This window comes from Pseudomonas sp. JH-2 (assembly GCF_036231725.1).
In the GTDB taxonomy this organism is placed as follows: Bacteria; Pseudomonadota; Gammaproteobacteria; order Pseudomonadales; family Pseudomonadaceae; genus Pseudomonas; species Pseudomonas delhiensis.
On the sequence record NZ_JAZAQP010000016.1, the window covers coordinates 75,092 to 95,720 of the forward strand.

Below are 20,629 nucleotides of genomic sequence, written 5' to 3' on the forward strand. Positions count from 1 at the left end.
TCCGTGCACGTGGGCAACGAGCGCCAGGGCTCGAGTGGGCTCATGGGGAACGGACAGGAACGCCGGAAAATTAGCTTCGCGGCGCCGACGGGGACGGCCGGTCGAAGCGGACTTTCAAAGTGATATCAACTACTTGGCAGCGAGCAACGACAAAGCCGGGTGCCCTCGCCTGCACCCGGCCCGATCTTCACGCGGCGGACTTCAGAAGGTCGCGGCGGCTGCCACCGGCGCCAGCGAACCCTCGCCGGCGCGCCAGCGTTGCAGGCGCTGCTCGATGCAGCCCAGCACGGCGGCCTCGTGCTCGTGGATGAAGAAGTGCCCGCCGTCGAACAGTTGCAGCCCGGAACCGGCGCAGGTCTCCTCGCCCCAGGCCCTCAGCTGTTCCTCGCTGGCCTTGTCGGCGCGGCCGCCGAGCACCTGGATCGGGCAGGCCAGGGGCGCGCGGCGCTGGTAGCGGTAGCCGCCGCAGAGCAGGAAGTCGGCGCGCAGGATGGGCAGCGTCAGGCTCATCAGCTCCTGGCTGGCCAGCACTTCCTCGGGGGTGCCCTGCAGGTCGCGCAGGTCGGCGATCAGCTCGGCGTCGCTCTTGGGTTCGGCGAAGCCACGGTCGTATTCCGCGCGCCGCGAAGGCGCCGCGGTGCCCGAGGCGAACAGCCCCAGGGGCGTCGGGCTGCCCAGCTCGCGCAGGGCGTAGAGCAGCTCGCAGGCGAGCAGCGCGCCCAGGCTGTGGCCGAGCACCGCGTAGGGGCCCTGGCGCACTTCGTCGTGCAGCTCACGGGCCAGTTGCCGGGCCAGGCCGGCCAGGTCGGTCTGCAGCGGCTCGGCCATGCGCGCGCCGCGGCCCGGCAGCTCCACCGGGCGCAGTTGCAACCAGGCCGGCAGCTTGCGCCGCCAGCGCCCGTAGACCATGGCGCTGGCACCGGAGTACGGCAGGCAGAAGAGTCGCAGCGCCACTCAGCCGGCCGCCTTTTCCATGTGCTGGCGCAGGCTCAGCGGGCGCATGTCGGTCCAGACTTCCTCGATGTAGGCCAGGCAGTCCTTCTTCAGCCCGCTCTTGCCCACGGCGCGCCAGCCGGCGGGGATTTCCTTGTACTGCGGCCAGATGGAGTACTGCTCCTCGTGGTTCACCACCACTTCGAACTGGATGTCTTCGCGGTCGAATACGGACGTCATTGCACTTTCCTCAACTGGATGGACAGGCCGCCCCGTGGGTGGCCGCTATGGGTTAACGAAGTTGGCGGGGAGAAAATTAGGTGATCTTCGTAGGAGCGAGCTTGCTCGCGAACGGTGCTAGCCGGTGGTTCAGGTGTTTGGGGTTGACGCCGTCCCCTCTCCCCAACCCTCTCTCTGAAGGGAGAGGGGGCCGTTCGGCGTGGGCGGGACGTTCGGCGTCAACCTGTAGGAGCGCGCCCTGCGCGCGATTTCGCGGGCAGGGCCCGCTCCTACGGTTTGCCGGCAGGCACCGCCGCAGCCAGGGCGCGGGCGAAGCGGCGGGCCACCTCGTCGATCTGCTCGGCGCTGATGATCAGCGGCGGCAGGAAGCGCACCACCGCGCCGTGGCGGCCGCCCAGTTCGAGGATCAGCCCGCGGCGCAGGCATTCGCGCTGGATGCGCGAGGCCAGCGCGGGGTTGGCCGGCGGGTGGCCGAGGCTGTCGGCGGTGCCCTCGGGGTCGACCACCTCCACCCCGAGCATCAGCCCGCGGCCGCGGATGTCGCCCAGTTGCGGGTAGCTGCGCTGGAGGATGCGCAGGTGCTCGGCCAGGCGCTCGCCCATGGCCGCGGCGTGGGCCGGGATGTCGTGTTCCTTCAGGTAGCGCATCACCGCGGAGCCCGCGGCCATGGCCATCTGGTTGCCACGGAAGGTGCCAGCGTGGGCGCCGGGCTGCCAGGTGTCCAGCCAGTCGCGGTAGACCACCACCGCCAGCGGCAGGCTGCCGCCGATGGCCTTGGACAGCAGCACCACGTCGGGGACGATGCCGGCGTGCTCGAAGGCGAACATCCGCCCGGTGCGGCCGAAGCCGGTCTGGATCTCGTCGACCACCAGCGCCACCCCGGCCTTCTCGGTGATGCGCCGCAGGCCGAGCAGCCACTCCAGGTCGGCCGGGACCACGCCGCCCTCGCCCTGGACTACCTCGACCACCACCGCCGCCGGCAGCGGCACGCCGCTCTCCGGGTCGTTCAGCACGCTTTCCAGATAGTGCAGGTTGGCTTTCACCCCGGCCTCGCCGCCGAGGCCGAAGGGGCAGCGGTAGGCGTAGGGGTACGGCAGGAACTGCACGCCGTTGCCCAGCACCGCGCCCAGGGCCTTCTTCGGCCCGAGGTTGCCCATCAGCCCCAGGGCGCCCTGGGTCATGCCGTGGTAGCCGCCCTGGAACGACAGCACGGTGCTGCGCCCGGTGGCGGTGCGCACCAGCTTGAGCGCGGCCTCGGCGGCGTCGGCGCCGGTGGGCCCGCAGAACTGGATCTTCGCCTCGCGCGCCAGTTGCGCCGGCAGCAGGCCGAACAGGTCCTGGACGAAGGCGTCCTTGACCGGGGTGGTCAGGTCCAGGGTGTGCAGCGGCAGTTCGTCGGCCAGCACCTGCCGGATCGCCTCGATCACCACCGGGTGGTTGTGGCCCAGGGCCAGGGTGCCGGCGCCGGCCAGGCAGTCGATGAAGCGGCGCCCCTCGACGTCCTCCACGAACAGCCCGCTGGCCTTCTTCAGGGCCAGGGGGATGCGCCGCGGGTAGCTGCGCGCGTTGGATTCCTGGTGGCGCTGGCGCGCCAGCAGCGGCGACTCGGCGAATTCGTAGAGGGTTTCGCCCGCGGCCGGTTCGGCATGGGCAGGCTGGTCATCGATGACGCTGGTAGCGACTTGCATGTCTTCAACCTCGAGACGTGGTGGTGTGCCACGGTTGACGGGTGCCCCGCGATGGCGGGGCGGCTGTAGTGAATAACGCAGCGCGGCGCTCGGGATTTACTGCCGGCCACGCCCTGCCCCGGCGCCCTTTTCACGGACGCGGGGCGGCCCGTGCGCGGCAGGCCGCGCACGGGTTGCAAGTGTTTGGCGATGGGCCCGCGGGGCCCCGGCGGCCCCGCGGGAAGCGCCGCTCTAGAGCATTTCCAGCTGCGACATCAGGTCGTCCAGGCGCGCCGCCTTGTGCTCGTCGATGGCGCTGGCCGCCTGGGCCTCGATGTAGCTGGCCAGCTCCTCCACCGTGCTGCACTCGAACATGGCCCGCAGCGGCACGTTGCGTTGCAGGGCCTTCTGCACCCGCGAGGCGATCTGCGTGGCCAGCAGCGAATGCCCGCCCAGCTCGAAGAAGTTGTCCAGCACCCCGACGCGCTCGACCTTGAGCACCTCGGCCCAGATCTGCGCCAGGGTGCCTTCCAGCTCCGTACGCGGCGCCTGGTAGGCGTGGGCCAGGGCCTGGCCGATGTCCAGCGCCGGCAGGGCCTTGCGGTCGAGCTTGCCGTTGGCGTTGAGCGGCATGCGCTCCAGCACCTGCCAGTGCAGCGGCACCATGTAGTCCGGCAGGTCGGCGCGCAGGTGCTGGCGCACCTGTTCCAGCCAGGCGCCCTCCTCGGCTGGCGTCGCGGCGGGCACCAGGTAGCCGACCAGGTACTTGCCGGTGGCGCTTTCCTGCACCGCCACGGCTGCCTCGCGCACGTCCGGCAGCTCGTGCAGGCGCGCCTCGATCTCGCCCAGCTCGATGCGGAAGCCGCGGATCTTCACCTGGTGATCGACGCGCCCGACGTACTCCAGCACGCCGTCGGCGCGGCGCCGCGCCAGGTCGCCGGTACGGTACAGGCGTTCCCCCGGCGCCCCGAACGGGTGCGGCACGAAGGCCTGGGCGGTGCGCAGCGGGTCGCCGACGTAGCCGCGGCCAACGCCGGTGCCGGCCACGCACAGCTCGCCGACCGCGCCCAGGGGTACCAGGTCGAAGTCGCCCTCGGCGTCCAGCAGGTACAGCTGGTTGTTGTCGGTGGGGCTGCCGATGGGCAGGTAGGTGGCTTCGGTGGAGGCCGCGTCGACGCGGAAGAAGGCCACGTCGTCCGAGCATTCCGCCGGGCCGTAGGCGTTCACCAGGCCCACCTGCGGGTAGCGCTGCAGCCACTGCCGCGCCAGTTCCGGCGGCATGGCCTCGCCGGTGGGCAGCATCCAGCGCAGGCCGGGCAGCGCCCCGTGCTCCTCGGCGAGCATGCCCTGGATCAGCGAGGGCACGCTTTCCAGCACGCTCACGCCCTGCTCCACCACATGTTCCAGCAACGCCTGCGGGTCCTGGGCGATGGCGTTCGGCACTATGGCCACGCGGCCGCCGAACAGCGGCGCGGCGAGGAATTGCCAGACCGAGATGTCGAAGCTCTGCGAGGCGGTCTGGGCGATCACGTCGCCCTCGCCGAGGGCCAGGTAGGGCACCTTGCTCAGCTGGTTGTTGAGCATGCCGGCCTGCTCCACCATCACGCCCTTGGGCAGCCCGGTGGAGCCGGAGGTGTAGATCACGTAGGCCAGGTTGCCCGGCCCGCTGTAGCGCTGCGGGTCGTGCTCGGCGGCCGCGCCGTGCTGCACCTCGTCCCACACCAGCAGGCGCGGGCGGCTGCCGCAGCCCAGTTCGGCGAGCAGCGCCAGGGCCTGCTCGTGGCAGGCGGCGCTGCACACCAGCACCGGCGTGCGGCTGAGCTCGAGGATGCGCGTCAGGCGCTGCGTCGGGTGCGCCGGGTCCAGCGGCAGGTAGCCGGCGCCGGCCTTGAAGCTGCCGACGATCATGCCCAGCAGGTCCAGGCCGCGTTCGCCCAGCAGCGCCACCGGCTGGTCGAAGCCCACGCCGGCGGCCAGCAGCGCATGGCCCAGGCGGTTGGCGCGGCGGTTCAGCTCGGCGTAGCTCCACTGCTGGCCAAGGCAACTGGCGGCGATGCGCTGCGGGTGCGCCGCCACCCGCGCCTCGAACAGGCGCACGTAGCCCTGCTCCAGCGGGTAGGCGTGCTCGCTGCGGTTGCAGTCCTCCAGCAGGAAGCGCCGCTCCTGCGCGCCCAGCAGCGGCAACTCGGCCACCTCGCCATGGAAGCCGTCGGCCAGGGCCAGCAGCAGGCGCTGGAACTCGCCGAGCAGCCGTTCGATGGTCGCGGCCTCGAAGTAGCGCTGGTCGTAGGACAGGTGCAGGCCCAGGTCGTCGCCGGGGTAGCAGACCACGGTGAGCGGGAAGTTGGTGTGGGTGCGCCCGGAGTCGGAGCTGGCCTTCAGGCTCTGCGCGCGGTCCAGCACCGAGACTTCCACCGGGGCGTTCTCGAACACGAAGAGGCTGTCGAACAGCGGCTGGCCCTTGGGCAGCTCGCTGCTTTCCTGGATGGCCACCAGCGGCAGGTGCTCGTGCTCGCGCAGCTCCAGGTTGCGTTCGAACAGCCCGGTCAGCCAGTCGCGCACCGTCTGCCGCTCGCCGGGCGCCGGCAGCTGCACGCGCAGCGGGATGCTGTTGATGAACAGCCCCACGGTGCGCTGCATCTGCGGCATGCCCACCGGGCGGCCGGCCACGGTGACGCCGAACAGCAGGTCGCGCTCGCCACTGAAGCGGCGCAGCACCAGGGCCCAGGCCGCCTGGGCGAAGGTGTTGACGGTCAACTGGTAGCGCTGCGCCAGTTCGCGCAGGCGCGCGCCGTCGGCGGCGTCCAGGCGGGTGTAGCGGTCGCCCACCATCATCCCGCCGCTTTCCCCGGCGCGCTCGTGGACGATCGGCCGGTCGCTGGGGACGTAGGTGGCGCGCTCGAAGCCGCGCAGGTTGTCGCGCCACCAGCGGCGCGAGTGGTCCAGGTCCTGGCGCTGCAGCCAGGCGATGTAGTCGCGGTAGCGCGGCGGCGTCGGCAGCTCGGCCGCGCGGCCCTCGCCCAGGGCGCTGTAGATCTCGAAGAAGTCGCTCATCAGCAGGCCGCGGCACCAGGCGTCGATGAGGATGTGGTGGTTGCTCATCATGAACCAGTAGCGCGCCGCGCCCAGGCGGATCAGGCGCAGGTGGAAGGGCGGCGCGTTGAGCAGGTCGAAGCCGGCCTCGCGTTCCTGCTTGTGCAGCGCCTGCAGGCGTTCCTCGTGGCCTTCCTCGGGCAGCTCGCTCCAGTCGAGGTAGTCCAGCGCCACCGGGCCGGGCTTGTGGATCACCTGCAGCATGGCCTCGCCGGCGTTCCACGAGAAGGACGCGCGCAGCGCCTCGTGGCGCGCCACCACGGCCTGCCAGGCGGCGGCGAAGCGCTCGCGGTCCAGCTCGCTGTCGATGCGGTAGCGGTCCTGCATGTAGTAGATGCCGGTGCCCGGCTCCAGCAGGGTGTGCAGCAGCAGGCCCTCCTGCATCGGCGTCAGCGGGTAGACGTCGTCGATCTGCGCCGCCGGCACCGCCAGGGCGTCCAGCTGCGCCTGGCTCAGGCGCGCCAGGGGGAAGTCCGAGGGCGTCAGGCCGCCGGCCTTGTCGTCCAGGCAGTGGGCGACCAGGGCCTGCAGCTCGTCGAGGTAGGCGTTGGCCAGGTCGGCGATGGTCCGCTCTTCATAACGCTCGGCGCTGTAGGTCCAGCGCAGCACCAGCTCGCCGCCGTACACCTGGCCGTCCACGCTCAGCTCGTTGGGCAGCGGCGCGGCGGCATCGTGGATGGCCCCGGTGGGCTCGTCCAGCGGGTGGAACAGGGCGTCCTCGGTGAAGCTCTGGTCGAACTGGCCCAGGTAGTTGAAGGTGATGCGCGGCTGCGGCAGCGCGGCCAGGGCGCGGCGCCCCGCCTCGTCGCCCAGGTGGCGCAGCACGCCATGGCCCAGGCCCTTGTGCGGCACGGCGCGCAGCTGTTCCTTGATCGCCTTGATCGAGGTCGCCAGCCCTGCCTCGCCAGCCTCCAGGGCGGGCGCCAGGCGCAGCGGGAAGGCGCTGGTGAACCAGCCCACCGTGCGGCTGAGGTCGATGTCGTCGAACAGCGCCTCGCGGCCGTGGCCTTCCAGCTGCACCAGCACCGAAGCTTCGCCGGTGCGCCGGCAGAGCACGCGGGCCAGGGCGGTCAGCAGCAGGTCGTTGACCTGGGTGCGGTAGGCCGCCGGCGCCTGCTGCAGCAGCTGGCGGGTGCGCTCGCGGTCCAGGCGCAGGCTCAGGCTGCGGGCCAGGGCCTCGTCGTTGCGCCCCAGGGGGTTGTCGCAGAACCCGGTGCCGGGGGCGCCGTCCAGCTGGCCGTGCCACCAGTGCAGCTCCTCGCGCAGCGGTTCGCTGCCGGCGTAGGCCTGCAGGCGCGCGGTCCAGTCGCGGAAGGCGCTGGTCTTGGCCGGCAGTTGCACGGCCTCGCCGGCGGCGAGCTGGCGGTAGGCCTGCTGCAGGTCTTCCAGCAGCACGCGCCAGGACACGCCGTCCACCACCAGGTGGTGGATGGCCAGCAGCAGGCGCTGGGCGCCGGGGCCGTCCACCAGCACCGCGCGCAGCAGCGGGCCGTCCAGGGCCAGGCTGCGCTGGGCGCGCTCGAACACTTCGGCGCAGTCGGCGAAGCTCGCCACCTGCGCCTGCCACACCAGCCAGGCGCCGTCGTCCGGCGCCCGGTGCTCGGCCTGCCAGCGGCCGTCTTCCTGGCGGAACGCCAGGCGCAGCGCGTCGTGGTGCCTGGTCAGCTGCAGCAGGGCCTGGCGCAGCAGGTCGGCGTCCAGCGCCTGGCGCGGCTCCAGCAGCAGCGACTGGTTCCAGTGCGCGCGGTTTTCCAGGGGCAGTTCGAAGAACCAGTGCTGGATCGGCGTCAGCGCGCTACCGCCCTGCACTTCGCCCTGCTCCGCCAGGCTGGCGCCGACGCTGCGGGCGACGCCGGCCAGGCTGCGCACGCTCTGGTGCTGGAACAGGTCGCGCGGGCTGAACTGGATGCCCTGCTGGCGGGCGCGGCTGACCACCTGGATGGAGAGGATGGAGTCGCCGCCCAGCTCGAAGAAGTTGTCGTCCAGGCCGACCTGGGCGACGTTCAGCACCTCGCCCCAGATCGCCGCCAGCTGGCGTTCCAGCTCGCTGCGCGGGGCCTCGTAGGCGCGCTCGCCGAGGCCGGCGTCCGGCGCCGGCAGCGCGCGGCGGTCAAGCTTGCCGTTGGCGGTCAGCGGCAGGCCCTCCAGCAGCACCAGGTGCGCCGGCACCATGTAGTCCGGCAGTTGCTGCTTGAGGTGGGCCTTGAGCGCCTCGCGCAGTTCGGCCTGGGCGGCCGCGTCGGCGGTTGCCAGGGCGGTGCCGACGTAGCCCACCAGTTGCTTGCCGCTGGGCCCGTCCACCGCCAGCACGGCGGTTTCGCGAACCTGCGGGTGTTCCTGCAGGCGCGCCTCGATCTCGCCCAGTTCGATGCGGAAGCCGCGGATCTTCACCTGCTGGTCGATGCGCCCGAGGTATTCCACCTGGCCATCGGTGCGCTGGCGCACGCGGTCGCCGGTGCGGTACAGGCGGCCGCCGGGGGCGCCGAAGGGGTCGGGCACGAAGCGCTCGGCGGTCAGGCCGGGGCGCTCGTGGTAGCCGCGGGCCAGGCCGGCGCCGCCGACGTACAGTTCGCCGCCGGCGCCCTGGGGCACCAGGGCCAGGTCGGCGTCGAGGATGCAGGCGTTGCGTTCGCCCACCAGGCTGCCGATGGGCACCCCGGCGCCGGCTTCCACCTGCTCCGGGGCCAGGGCCGCCAGGGGCATGACCACGGTTTCGGTCGGGCCGTAGGCGTTGAAGAAGTAGCGCGGCGCGAAGGCCTGGCGGATGCGCTGCAGGTGCTCGGCGGTCAGCGCCTCGCCGCCGGTGATGCACAGGCGCACCGGCAGTTGGCGGTTCTGCGTCTGCAGCCACTGGGCCAGCTGGCTGCCATAGCTGGGGGTGAAGCCGAGGATGCTCACGCGGTGCTCGGCGATCAGCTGGCAGATGTCCTCGGCGCCCCATTGGCCCTGGGCCCGCAGCACCACGTGGGCGCCGCACAGCAGCGGCGTCAGCAGGCGCTCGCTGGCGGCGTCGAAGTTGATGGAATAGAAGTGCAGCTCGCAATCGTCGGCGCGCATGCCGAAGCGCTCGATCACCGCCCGGCAGTGCATGGCGATCTCGCCGTGGGACACCACCACGCCCTTGGGCTTGCCGGTGGAGCCGGAGGTATAGATCAGGTAGGCCTGGTGCTGCGCCTGGCTGGAGGACGGCAGCGGGCCGTCGTCCAGCGCCGCCAGGGCCGCGCCCTCCTCCGCCGGGCAGCAGCGGCCGACGCCGGCGGGCAGCTCGCCCAGGGCCTCGAACAGCGCCGGCTGGCCGAGCAGCAGGCGCACGCCGCTGTCCTCGATCATGTAGCGCAGGCGTTCCAGCGGGTATTCCGGGTCCAGCGGCACATAGGCGCCGCCGGCCTTGAGGATGGCCAGCAGGCCGATGACCATCTCCAGCGAGCGCTCCAGGGCCAGGCCGACGCGCACTTCGGCGCCCACGCCGCGTTCGCGCAGCAGGCGCGCCAGGCGGTTGGCGCGCGCGTCCAGCTCGGCGTAGCTCAGCGTCCGGCCGGCGAAGGTCAGCGCCGGCGCCCGTGGCGTGGCCGCGGCCTGGGCGGCGAACAGACCGTGCAGGGTGTCGTTGAGTTGCGGCCCGCTGCAATGCAGCAGCGCATCGCGCTCGCCGGCCTCGAGCATCGGCAGCTCGCCCAGGCGCCGCTGCGGGTCGGCGATCATCGCCGCCAGCAGGTTCTGCCAGTGGCGCGCCATGCGGGCGATGCGCGGCTCGTCGAAGAGGTCGCGGCTGTAGGTCAGGCAGCAGCCCAGGCGCTGGTCGAGGTCGGTGACTTCCAGGTTGAGGTCGAACTTGGTGGCGCGGGCGTCGTTGACCAGGTATTCCACGGTCATCCCGGCCAGTTCGCGGGTCTGCTGGAACTCCCAGCGCTGGACGTTGCACATCACCTGGAACAGCGGGTTGTAGGCGGCGCTGCGCGGCGGCTGCAGGGCGTCCACCAGGTGGTCGAAGGGCAGGTCCTGGTGCGACTGGCCGTCGATCACCGTCTGCCGCACCTGTTCCAGCAGCTGGGCCACGCTCATCTGCCCGTCGAGGCGGCAGCGCAGCACCTGGGTGTTGAGGAAGGCGCCGATCAGGCCCTCGCTCTCCGGGCGGATGCGGTTGGCCACCGGCGCGCCGATGCGCAGGTCCTGCTGGCCGCTGTAGCGGTACAGCAGCACGGCCAGGGCGGCGGTCATGGTCATGAACTGCGTCAGGCCGTTGCCGGCGTTGAAGCGGCGCACGCGCTCGGCCAGTTGCGGCGCCAGGTCGAAGCGGTAGAGGTCGCCGCGGTGGCTCTGCAGCGGCGGCCGCGGGCGGTCGCCGGGCAGTTCCAGCACCGGGTGCTCGTCGCCCAGCTGGGCGCGCCAGTAGTCCAACTGGCGCTGGCGTTCGCCGGCCTCCAGCCACTGCCGCTGCCAGACGCTGTAGTCCAGGTACTGCACCGGCAACGGCGCCAGGGGCGATTCGCGGCCTTCCAGGAAGGCCTCGTAGAGCGCGCCCAGCTCGCGGGCGAAGATGTCCATGGCCCAGCCTTCGGTGACGATGTGGTGCAGGGTCACCACCAGGTAGTGCTCGGCCTCGGCGAAGCGGACCATGTACACCCGCAGCAGCGGGCCCTTCTCGAGGTCGAAGGGCTTGTGCGCCTCGTCGTCGGCCAGTTGCTGCAGGGCCTGCTGGCGGCCCTCGGCGCCGAGGTGGGAGAAGTCCAGGCGCTGCATGCGCAGGTCGCTGTTCTCCTGCACCTGCTGGTGGGGCACGCCGTCCACGCTGGGGAAGCAGGTGCGCAGCGTCTCGTGGCGCCGCACCAGGGCCTGCAGGGCGCGTTCGAAGCAGTCCAGGTCCAGCGCGCCGCGCAGCCGCGCCATGCCGCCGACGTTGTAGGCCGGGCTGTCCGGCTCCAGTTGCCAGAGGAACCACATGCGCTGCTGCGAGTAGGACAGCGGCACCGGCCGGCTGCGGTCCGCCGGGTGGATGGCGCCCTGGCTGTCGGCGCTGCCGGCGGCGCGCAGCTGGCGCACCCGCTCGGCGAAGGCGCCCAGGGCGCTGGCCTCGAACAGCTCGCGCAGCGGCAGCTCGATGGCGAAGGCCTGGCGGGCGCGGGAGACGATGCGGGTAGCCAGCAGCGAGTGGCCGCCCAGCTCGAAGAAGTCATCGTCCAGGCCCACCTGCGGCAGGCCCAGCACTTCGCTCCAGATGGCGGCCAGGCGCTGTTCCACTTCGTCGCGCGGGGCGACGTGCTCGCGCTGCTGCCCGCTCGGTTCGGGCAGGGCCTTGAGGTCCAGCTTGCCGCTGGGGCCCAGGGGCATATTGGCCAGGCGCATGAGCTGCGCCGGGACCATGTATTCCGGCAACGCTGCCTGCAATGCAGTGCGCAGGGCCTGGTTGTGTTCGGCCTCGGCCGGGGCGTCGGCGCTGGCGGTGTAGTAGCCCACCAGTTGGCTGCCGAGGTTGCCGGCCTGGCGGATCACCACCACGGCCTGGGCCACGCCGGGCCGGGCCAGCAGGCGCGCGCGGATTTCGTCCAGCTCGATGCGGAAGCCGCGCAGCTTCACCTGGCCGTCCTGGCGGCCGAGGTATTCCAGCACGCCCCGCTCGTTCCAGCGCGCACGGTCGCCGGTACGGTACAGCCGCGCGCCTGGCGCGCCCAGCGGGTCGGCGACGAAGCGTTCGGCGCTCAGCCCCGGGCGGCCCAGGTAGCCGCGGGCCAGGCCGGCGCCGCCGATGCACAGCTCGCCGGCGGCGCCCGGCGGCAGCGGGTTCAGCTCGCTGTCGAGGACGCGGCAGATGACGTTGCCCAGCGGCCGGCCGATGGGCGAGCGCGCGCCGTCTTCCACCGAGCACTGCCAGTGGGTGACGTTGATCGCGGTTTCCGTGGGGCCGTAGCGGTTGTGCAGGGCCACGCCCGGCAGGCGTTGCAGCACGCGGTCGCGCAGCTGCGCCGGCAGCGCCTCGCCGCCGGAGAACAGGCGGCGCAGGCTGGTGCAGGCGTCCACGCCGGGCTCGTCGATGAACAGTTGCAGCAGCGGCGGCACGAAGTGCAGCGTGGTCACGCCGAACTGCCGCACCAGCTGGGCGATGCGCGCCGGGTCGCGGTGCTCGCCGGGGCCGGCCAGCACCAGGCGGCAGCCCGCCAGCAACGGCCAGAAGCATTCCCACACCGAGACGTCGAAGCTCATCGGCGCCTTCTGCATCAGCACGTCGTCGGCCTGCAGCGCGTAGGTGGCCTGCATCCACTGCAGGCGTTCGGCCAGGGCGGCGTGGGTGTTGCCCACGCCCTTGGGCTGGCCGGTGGAGCCGGAGGTGTAGATGACGTAGGCCAGGTTGTCGCCGTGCAGGTGCAGGCCCGGCGCGCTGGCGGGCCAGCCGTCCAGCTTGAGGCCGTCGAAGCACAGGGTGGCCACGCCTTCCTGGCTGGGCAGGCGGTCCAGCAGGTGGGCCTGGGTCAGCAGCAGCGTGGCGCCGCAGTCGGCCAGCATGTAGGCCAGGCGCTCGGCGGGGTAGTCCGGGTCCAGCGGCACGTAGGCGCCGCCGGCCTTGAGGATGGCCAGCAGGCCCACCAGCAGCTGCGGCGAGCGTTCGGCGCAGATGGCCACCGGCACGTCGGGGCCCACGCCCTTGTCGCGCAGGTAGTGGGCCAGGCGGTTGGCCTGGGCGTGCAGCTCGGCGTGGCCCAGCTCGGCGTGGCCCAGCTCGCCGCCATCCCATTGCAGCGCCACGCGTTCGGCGTATTCCGCCTGCGTGCGTTCCAGCTGCTCCGGCAGCCAGCTTCGCGCCGGCTCGCAGGGCGCGCTGCCCCACTGTTCCAGGCGCGCCCGCTCGGCGTCGCCGACCAGGGCGATGTCGCCCAGGCTCAGCTGCGGCTGCGCCACCACCTGGCGCAGCAGGGCCACGTACTGGTCGGCCAGGCGCTGGATGCTCGCCGCGTCGAACAGGTCGGCGGCGTAGTCGAAGTTCAGGCGCAGGCGGCCGCGAGCGTCTTCCTCGGTCTGCAGTTGCAGGTCGAACTTGGCCTCGCGGCTGTGCCAGGGCAGTTCCTCGGCGAGCAGGCCGGGCAGCCGGCGCAGGGCCGAGAGGTCGTGCTGCTGGTGGTTGAACAGCACCTGGAACGGTTGGCCGCCGTGGCCAGGCAGGGCTTCCAGCAGGTGGTCGAAGGGCAGGTCCTGGTGCTCCTGGGCGCCAAGGGTGGCCTCGCGCACCTGGGCCAGCAACTGGCCGAAGGCCTGCCGCGGGCCGGGGGTGGCGCGCAGCACCAGGGTGTTGATGAAGAAACCCACCAGCCCCTGCACTTCCAGGCGCTGGCGGTTGGCGCTGGGCACGCCGACGCGGATGTCGGCCTGCCCGCTGTGGCGGTGCAGCAGGGCCTGGAAGGCCGCCAGCAGCCACATGAACACGCTGGCCTGGTTGGCCCGGGCCGCCTCGCCCAGGGCCTGGCCGAGCTTGTCGTCCAGGCGCAGGCTCAGGCGCGCCGCCGGCGAAGCGGCGTTGCCGCGCGGGTGGTCGGTGGGCAGTTCCAGGCGCGGCGCTTCCTCGCCCAGTTGCGCCTGCCAGTAGGCCAGCTGGCGGGCGCCCTCGCCCGCCTCCAGCCACTGCTGCTGCCAACTGGCGAACTCGGCGTAGCCGATGGGCAGCGGCGCCAGGTCGGCGCTCTGGCCGCCCTGGCTCTCGGCGTACAGGCGGGCGAACTCGTCCAGCAGCAGGTTCAGCGACCAGCCATCGGCCACGATGTGGTGCAGGGTCACCCACAGCTGGTGCAGGTCGTCGCCCAGGCGCACCAGGCTCACGCGCAGCAGAGGGCCCTGCTGCAGGTCGAACGGCTCGCGGGCCTCGGCTTCGCGGCGTTGCGCGGCTTCGGCGGCGTCCAGTTCCAGCACCTGCCAGTGGAACTCGCCCCTGGGCTCGATGCGCTGCTGGGCCTGGCCGTCGCGTTCGAGGAAGCGCGTGCGCAGCGCTTCGTGGCGCTGCACCAGGCGGGCGAAGGCGTCGTACACCGCGTCTTCGTCCAGTTCGCCGCGCAGTTGCAAGCCGCCGGGGATGTTGTAGGCACAGCCCCGGGGCTCGATCTGCCAGTTCAGCCACAGCCGGCGCTGGGCCGCGGACTGCGGCAGGTCGCCGCCGCGCGGCAGGCTGGCGATGGCCGCCTGGGGCGTGGCGCCGGCGGCCAGGCGGGCAGCCACGGCGGCGCTGAAATCGGCCAGGCGCGGCGCCTCGAACAGCAGGCGCAGATTGAGCTCGGCGCCCAGGCCGTCGCGCAGCGCGGCCATGGCTTGAGCGGCGGCGATGGAGTTGCCGCCGAGCAGGAAGAAGTTGTCGTCCGCGCCCACGCGCTCGACACCCAGGTGCTCGCACCAGACCTGGGCGATACGCGCCTGCAGGGCGTCATCGCCCTCGACGGCGGGCACAGCGGCGGCTGCCTGGACGCCGGGGTAGACGGCGTAGGCATCCAGGCTGCCGTCGGCCAGGCGCGTGCGGCAGGCCGAGCGTTGCAGCTTGCCGCTGGAGGTGCGCGGCAGCGCGCCGGGGTTGAGCAGCGCCACGACCTTGGGCGCCTCCTGGCAGGCCTCGGCCACCGCCTGGCGGATCGCGTCGATCAGCTCGGCGGCCGGGATGCGTTTCTGCAGGGCGCGGCCGACCTCGGCGGCGATGCCGATGCCCTCCTCGCCGTCGACCTCCACGGCGAAGGCCGCCACCCGCCCCTTGCGCACCGCGTCCACTTCGGTTTCCACGGCGCGCTCGATGTCCTGCGGGTAGAGGTTGTGGCCGCGGATGATGAGCATGTCCTTCAGCCGCCCGGTGACGTACAGCTCGCCGTCGCGCAGGCAGCCCAGGTCGCCGGTGCGCAGCCAGGTGCGGCCGTCGCGCTCGACGAAGGCCCTGGCGCTGGCCTCGGGGTTGCGCCAGTAACCGTGGGCGATGCTCGGCCCGGCGGCCCAGACCTCGCCCACCCGGTTCTCGCCCAGGCTGGCGCCGCTGTGCGGCTCGACGATCATCACCGCGTGCTCCGGCTGGCTGCGGCCGCAGCACATGAGCACGCTGCCGCTGCCCGCCTCGATGCGGTTCTGCGCCAGGGCCGCCTCGTCCACGCCCAGGGCGGCGATGCCCTGGCCGCGCCGGCCGCCGGTGACGAACAGGGTGGCCTCGGCCAGGCCGTAGCAGGCGAAGAAGCTGGAGGCCTCGAAGCGGCTGGCGGCGAACCTGGCGGCGAAGCCGTCCAGGCTGTCCTGGCGGATCGGTTCGGAGCCGGAGAAGGCCACGCGCCAGCGGCTCAGGTCCAGCCCGGCCAGGGCCGACTCGCTGACGCGCTCGGTGCACAGGCGGTAGGCGAAGTCCGGCCCGCCGCTGACGGTGCCGCCGTGCTGGCTGATGGCTTCCAGCCAGCGCAGCGGGCGCTCGAGGAAGTAGCGCGGCGACATCAGCACGCAGGGCACGCCGCTGTAGACCGGCTGCAGCAGGCCGCCGATCAGGCCCATGTCGTGGTACAGCGGCAGCCAGCTGACGATCACGTCGTCGGCGCCGATGCCGAAGCCGCCGCGGATCAGCCGTTCGTTGGCCACCAGGTTGCCGTGGCTGACCTGCACGCCCTTGGGCAGCGCGGTGGAGCCGGAGGTGTACTGCAGGAAGGCGACGTGCTCGGGGCGGATGTCCACTTCCCGCCAGGCCTTGGCGCCGGCCGGGTCCAGTTCGTCCACGCACAGCAACTGCGGCGCGGCGGCGCCGGACAGCGCCGGGCAGCCTTCCAGCAGGGCCCCGCGCAGCTCGGCCTGGGTCAGCACCAGGCGCGGCGCGCAATCGTCGATGATCGACAGCAGGCGCTCCTGGTGGTGGCGGCGCGCCGATTCCGGCGGGTAGGCGGGCACCGCGACCATGCCGGCGTACAGGCAGCCGAAGAAGGCGGCGACGTAGTCCGTGCCGCTGGGGAACAGCAGCACCGCGCGCTCGCCCTGCCCCGCACGGGCCTGCAGCGCGGCGGCGATGCAGCGGGCGCGACGGTCCAGCTCGGCATAGCTGAGCACCACGTCGCCCGCGCCGTCCTCGGCCAGGAAGCGCAGGGCCAGCCGGTCGGGTTGGGCGCCGGCGCGCATGCGCAGGGCCTGGGCCATGGAGAGGGGATGTTCGAACGCGTCCATTGTGTGTTTCCTGCTGAGTGCACCGCGACTGGTCAATCGACCGGCAAAGGCCTACTCGGGCCTACAGCCGGTTCTCTCAGAGGTGTACGGACGGTCATTCGAAATAATTAGTAATCTCAACTGGCCAAAGGCGCTGGCGGAGATGGCACAAAGCCAGTCTGCATGGGGCTTTCCGGCCTGGAAGAACATTCATTTACAATTGTTGACAATGATTCTCATTTCAAATACTTTCCGGCTCGGCTCGCTGGATGCGTACCCCCCACTAGCGAATTGCCCACCCACACTGCCGCTAGGTGATTCTCATGCTGGATGAACTGCCCACCTCCCGTTATGCCTCGCCGTTGGTCGCGACCTTCATCGAGAATCGCTCCATCCTGGTCAAGTTCGCCTCGCGCTTCCTCGGTTGCCGCGCCCATGCCGAGGACGTGGTGCAGGACACCTTCTTCCGCCTGCAGAACGCCTCCGGCGCCTCCATTCCGCTGAAGGCGCAGATGAGCTACCTGTTCCAGGTGGTGCGCAACCTGGCCATCGACCACTACCGCAAGCAGGCGCTGGAGCAGCGCCACACCGGCGCGCCCCAGGAGCTGATGGAGGCCGAGGCGGCCTACGGCGCCACGCCGGAAACCCTGCACATCAACTTCGACACCCTCGAGCAGATCGACGAGGCCCTGAGCCAGCTGCCCGAGCGCACCCGCTACGCCTTCGAGATGTACCGCCTGCACGGTGTGCAGCAGAAGGAGATCGCCCGCGAGCTGGGGGTTTCCCCGACCCTGGTCAACTTCATGATCCGCGACGCCCTGCTGCACTGCTGCGCCAGCGTGGCCAAGGACGAACAGCCGGCCCGCCGCGCCTGAAGCCCCTTGCGCCCCGCTGCCGGAACCAGGCACGCCGGGGCAAGGGGCGGCCGCCCCTGCTCGCCCCCCCGCTCGTCCTATAGCTCCGACGGAACATTCCCGCTTTCCAGGCCCCACCTCTGAATCTCCGCCGATACCCCCGGCGCGGCGCCCGGCCTTGTCCATAATGGCGCCCTAGCGTCCGCGATCCCCCTCGTCCGGCCACGGCGTCGAGTGCCTCGAAAGCCCGCTCGCGCCGGGCATGTCCGGCCAGGGTGGATGGCGAGGCGATATCCATAGCATCGACGGAATTCGCCATGTCCTTGGGGCCCATGCCCAGGCTCAACCTGCGCACCTTGATCCTCCTGTTCGCCTCGCTGGCGGCCATCGCGACCCTGGCCAACGACCTGTTCACCACCTACCGCATCCAGCGGGAGGCGCTGGTCCTCAGTGCGCTGGAGCACAACCGCGCCTATGCGGCCAAGGTGGCGCTGAGCATCAGCCAGAGCCTGGCCTCGTCCCTGGACCGCCTGGCCTACAGCGCGACCCTGCTCGGGCAGGATTTCGCCGATGCGGCGGTCCGCGACGCCGAGGTGGAACGCCTGGCCCGCCAGGACGGCAGCTTCAACACCGTGGTCATCGCCGACGCCTCGGGGCGGATCCTCACCGCCGTTCCCCGCTGGCTCGGCGCCAACGGCCGCAAGATACTGTCCCGGCGCCCCCTGGAAGAGCGCCAGGCGATGATCAGCCCGGCCTTCCACTCGCAGTCCGGCGAACGGGTGGTGTTCGTCTCCCAGCCGGTGTGGAACGCCCGCGGCGACTACCTGGGCCTGGTCGGTGGCACCATCTACCTGAACCGTACCAACTCGCTGAACCACATCGTCAGCCGGCACTTCCAGGAGGACACCTCCTTCGTCTACCTGGTGGACGAACAGCGCCAGTTGCTCTACCACCCCCAGCGCGAACGCATCGGCCAGACGGTCGGCCCCAACACCGCGGTGGACGCCGCGCTGCGCGGCGAAAGCGGCGCCCTGCAGATCGTCAACACCCTTGGCCTGGAGGTGCTCGCCGGCTACGCGGCGGTGCCGGACAGCGGCTGGGGCGTGGTCTCGCAGCAGCCGCTGAGCGTCACCCTCGGCGCCGTGCGCACGCTGATGCTGCAGGTGCTGGCGGGAATCGTGCCGATGATCCTGCTCGGCTTCCCGCTGCTGTGGTGGATAGCCGCGCGGATCAGCCACCCCCTGCGCCGGCTGGCCGACTACGCGGCGCAACTGGACAACACCGAGCGTATCGAGGAAGTGCGTGCCTGGTACTTCGAGGCCTGGCGCATCCGCCGGGCGCTGATCATCGGCGGGCGGATGACCCAGGAGCGCATCGGCCAGCTCAACCGCCAGGCCCAGAGCGACCCGCTGACCGGCCTGGCGAACCGCCGGGCGCTGGAGGCCACCCTGGCGAGCTGGGTGGCGCGCGGCGAGCCCTTCGCCGTCATCAGCATGGACATCGACCACTTCAAGCAGGTCAACGACAGCTTCGGCCACGCCGCCGGCGACCAGGTGCTGCAGGCCTTCGCCGAGGTGCTGCGGTGCAACTCGCGCAGCGGCGACCTGCCGTGCCGCGCCGGCGGCGAGGAATTCATCCTGCTGCTGCCGGGCACCTCGCTCGGCGTGGCGGCGGAAGTCGCCGAGCGCATCCGCCTGTCGACGGAGCAGACGGCGTTCCCCCGGGTGGGCCGGGTGACCCTGTCGCTGGGCGTGGCCTTCAGCAGCGAGGGGCGGACGGATGCCGACGCGGTGCTGGCGGCGGCGGATACCCTGCTCTACCAGGCCAAGCAGGCCGGCCGCAACCGCGTCGTGGTGGCGGACGAACGCCCGTCCGGCGTGGCACAGCCTCATCCTTCCTGAGGGGCGGTGAGTCCAATCGCGGACGGAGCCCGCGCGCTTCCCTGGAACCGTAGGAGCGGACTCCGTCCGCGATTTTCCGTCGCTGAAAACCCGGCATGTTGCCAGGGAGCTTCGCGATTGCGCTTCGCGCCGAACGGTCCCCTCTCCCGCTTGCGGGGGAGGGTTAGGGAGGGGGAACGGAGTCAGGGTTGGCAGAGGTGTGTGAGTGGAGTCCGTAACCCTCTCCCCAGCCCTCGCCTACGCGGCCCGCCCTGAAGGGAGAGGGAGCCGTTCGGCGTGCACGGATAACACAGCGTCAGCCGGCAAACTCGTAGGGCGAATAACCGTTCGTGGTTATCCGCCGTTGGCCGATGCGCCGATACACGACGCAAACGGCGGATAACGCCGTAGGCGTTATGCGCCCTACGGGTTTCCAGAGGAATATCCGCGCGCACCAGAACGCCCCTTCAGAAGGCCGAGCGAAACCGGCGCTCAGGAGGTTCCCGCGTTCGCGGGATTGAGTGCAAGGGCTCGCAAACGGAACCATAACCCCACCCCATATGAAAAATGCCGTTTCTCCCATGAAGAGAAACGGCATTCTTCCTTAAGTGAACAGCAAGGACATTCTCGTTACGCGAACCTCAGGCAGGCTGCTTGGCATAGCGCGCCAGCGTCGGATCACGCTGCATCACCGCCAGGGTGTTGGCATAGACCTGCTCCCCAGTCGCATCCTTACTGGCAAAAATCTCACCAAAATGCCGCTGAGTAACCTGCGCGAAATGCGCACGATCCTGAGCCTGCACCCCCAGCAGGGTGGCATAGGCATCCAACGCATCCCCATGCCCCTTGGCCATGTCCTCGGCGATGTTGTCGAGCATGCCGTTCATGGCGAAGATCGAGCGGCCGCCATAGCCCAGGCGCGCATCGGAGTTGCAGCCGTTGGTGCCGGAGGTCAGGCCGAAGGTGGCGTTGCCCGAGGTGCCGTTGGTGGTGGTCGCCAACAGGTGCGGGAACAGCCCGCGCTGCCCTTCGAACACCATGTTGCCCCAGCCGCAGCCGTTGCCGCCGGCCTGGTCCGCCTGGGCCAACAGGCTGGCGGCGCTGAGAACCGCGAAGATCGCACTCTTGCTGAGCAGTTTGCTTGTCATGGATGTCGTTCCTTGGTCGTTTGACGTGGTTGGCGTGCCCTACCCCTTCGCTGCCCAGCACGGCTGGAACAGCCTGGCTCGACTTTAGGTTTAGGCAAGGAATGGCCAGGTTTCAAACCCGGCGGCGCCAGGATTCGCAGAATGAATACAAAAGGGCAGGCGTATGGCACGGAATTGTCGAGCGGCGAGGCCCGTGGCAGCGCTTCCAGGCACATCGGCGTCGAATCCAGGCAATTCCTCTTCGGGCAATGCCCCTATGGTGACGGGCCATACCCCACCGACCTGGAGCTGACATGTCCGACTTCATCACCGTGCTGCGCGAAACCTGCCCCACTCCCGTACTGGATGCCACCAAGTGGAAGCGCATCGGCGGCGACCCGCACACCGTCAACCTCAACGCCTACACCTCGGCGGACGGCAGCAAGATCATGGGCACCTGGATCTGCACCCCCGGCAAGTTCGAGGTGAACTACGAGAAGTGGGAGTACTGCCACTTCCTCGACGGCTACTGCATCATCACCCCCGAGGGCGAGCAGCCGGTGCACCTGAAGGCCGGCGACGTGTTCGTCATCGAACCGGGGCTGAAAGGCACCTGGGAAGTGGTGGAGACAGTGCGCAAGTACTTCGCGTTCGCCTAACGCCTATGGCGTTATCCGCCAATCGCGGACGGAGTCCGCTCCTACGGTTCC

General features: G+C 71.0%; 8 protein-coding genes. 3 read left to right on the plus strand and 5 right to left on the minus strand.

Annotated elements, in window-relative coordinates:
- Positions 1–201 precede the first annotated feature (201 nt).
- The 4 genes from VV867_RS13680 to VV867_RS13695 form a co-directional block, all read right to left on the minus strand.
- Positions 202–954, minus strand: a complete 753-nt coding sequence (locus VV867_RS13680; protein ID WP_328566669.1) for a thioesterase II family protein — start codon at positions 952–954, stop codon at positions 202–204.
- On the minus strand, positions 955–1,173 hold the full coding sequence (locus VV867_RS13685; RefSeq protein WP_089392195.1) for an MbtH family protein: 219 nt from the start codon (positions 1,171–1,173) through the stop codon (positions 955–957).
- A 269-nt stretch (positions 1,174–1,442) separates the two neighbouring features.
- Positions 1,443–2,861 carry an aspartate aminotransferase family protein gene (locus VV867_RS13690; protein WP_328566670.1) on the minus strand — a complete coding sequence of 473 codons (1,419 nt, stop codon included), beginning with the start codon at positions 2,859–2,861 and terminating at the stop codon, positions 1,443–1,445.
- A 231-nt stretch (positions 2,862–3,092) separates the two neighbouring features.
- On the minus strand, positions 3,093–16,079 hold the full coding sequence (locus tag VV867_RS13695; protein ID WP_328566671.1) for a non-ribosomal peptide synthase/polyketide synthase: 12,987 nt from the start codon (positions 16,077–16,079) through the stop codon (positions 3,093–3,095).
- A 302-nt stretch (positions 16,080–16,381) separates the two neighbouring features.
- Between VV867_RS13695 and VV867_RS13700 the strand changes: the two genes are divergently transcribed.
- Both VV867_RS13700 and VV867_RS13705 read left to right on the plus strand, forming a co-directional pair.
- The gene (locus VV867_RS13700) at positions 16,382–16,933 is read left to right on the plus strand and encodes an RNA polymerase factor sigma-70 (RefSeq protein WP_109933914.1); all 552 of its coding nucleotides are present in this window, start codon (positions 16,382–16,384) and stop codon (positions 16,931–16,933) included.
- A 296-nt stretch (positions 16,934–17,229) separates the two neighbouring features.
- Positions 17,230–18,813, plus strand: a complete 1,584-nt coding sequence (locus VV867_RS13705) for a GGDEF domain-containing protein (protein WP_328566672.1) — start codon at positions 17,230–17,232, stop codon at positions 18,811–18,813.
- A gap of 620 nt (positions 18,814–19,433) precedes the next feature.
- Here the strand turns inward: VV867_RS13705 and VV867_RS13710 are convergent.
- Positions 19,434–19,940 (minus strand): DUF3015 domain-containing protein, encoded by a 507-nt coding sequence (locus VV867_RS13710; RefSeq protein ID WP_109933566.1) that lies wholly within the window; start codon positions 19,938–19,940, stop codon positions 19,434–19,436.
- A 293-nt stretch (positions 19,941–20,233) separates the two neighbouring features.
- Between VV867_RS13710 and VV867_RS13715 the strand changes: the two genes are divergently transcribed.
- The gene (locus VV867_RS13715) at positions 20,234–20,578 is read left to right on the plus strand and encodes a cupin domain-containing protein (protein WP_328566673.1); all 345 of its coding nucleotides are present in this window, start codon (positions 20,234–20,236) and stop codon (positions 20,576–20,578) included.
- Positions 20,579–20,629: the final 51 nt, after the last annotated feature.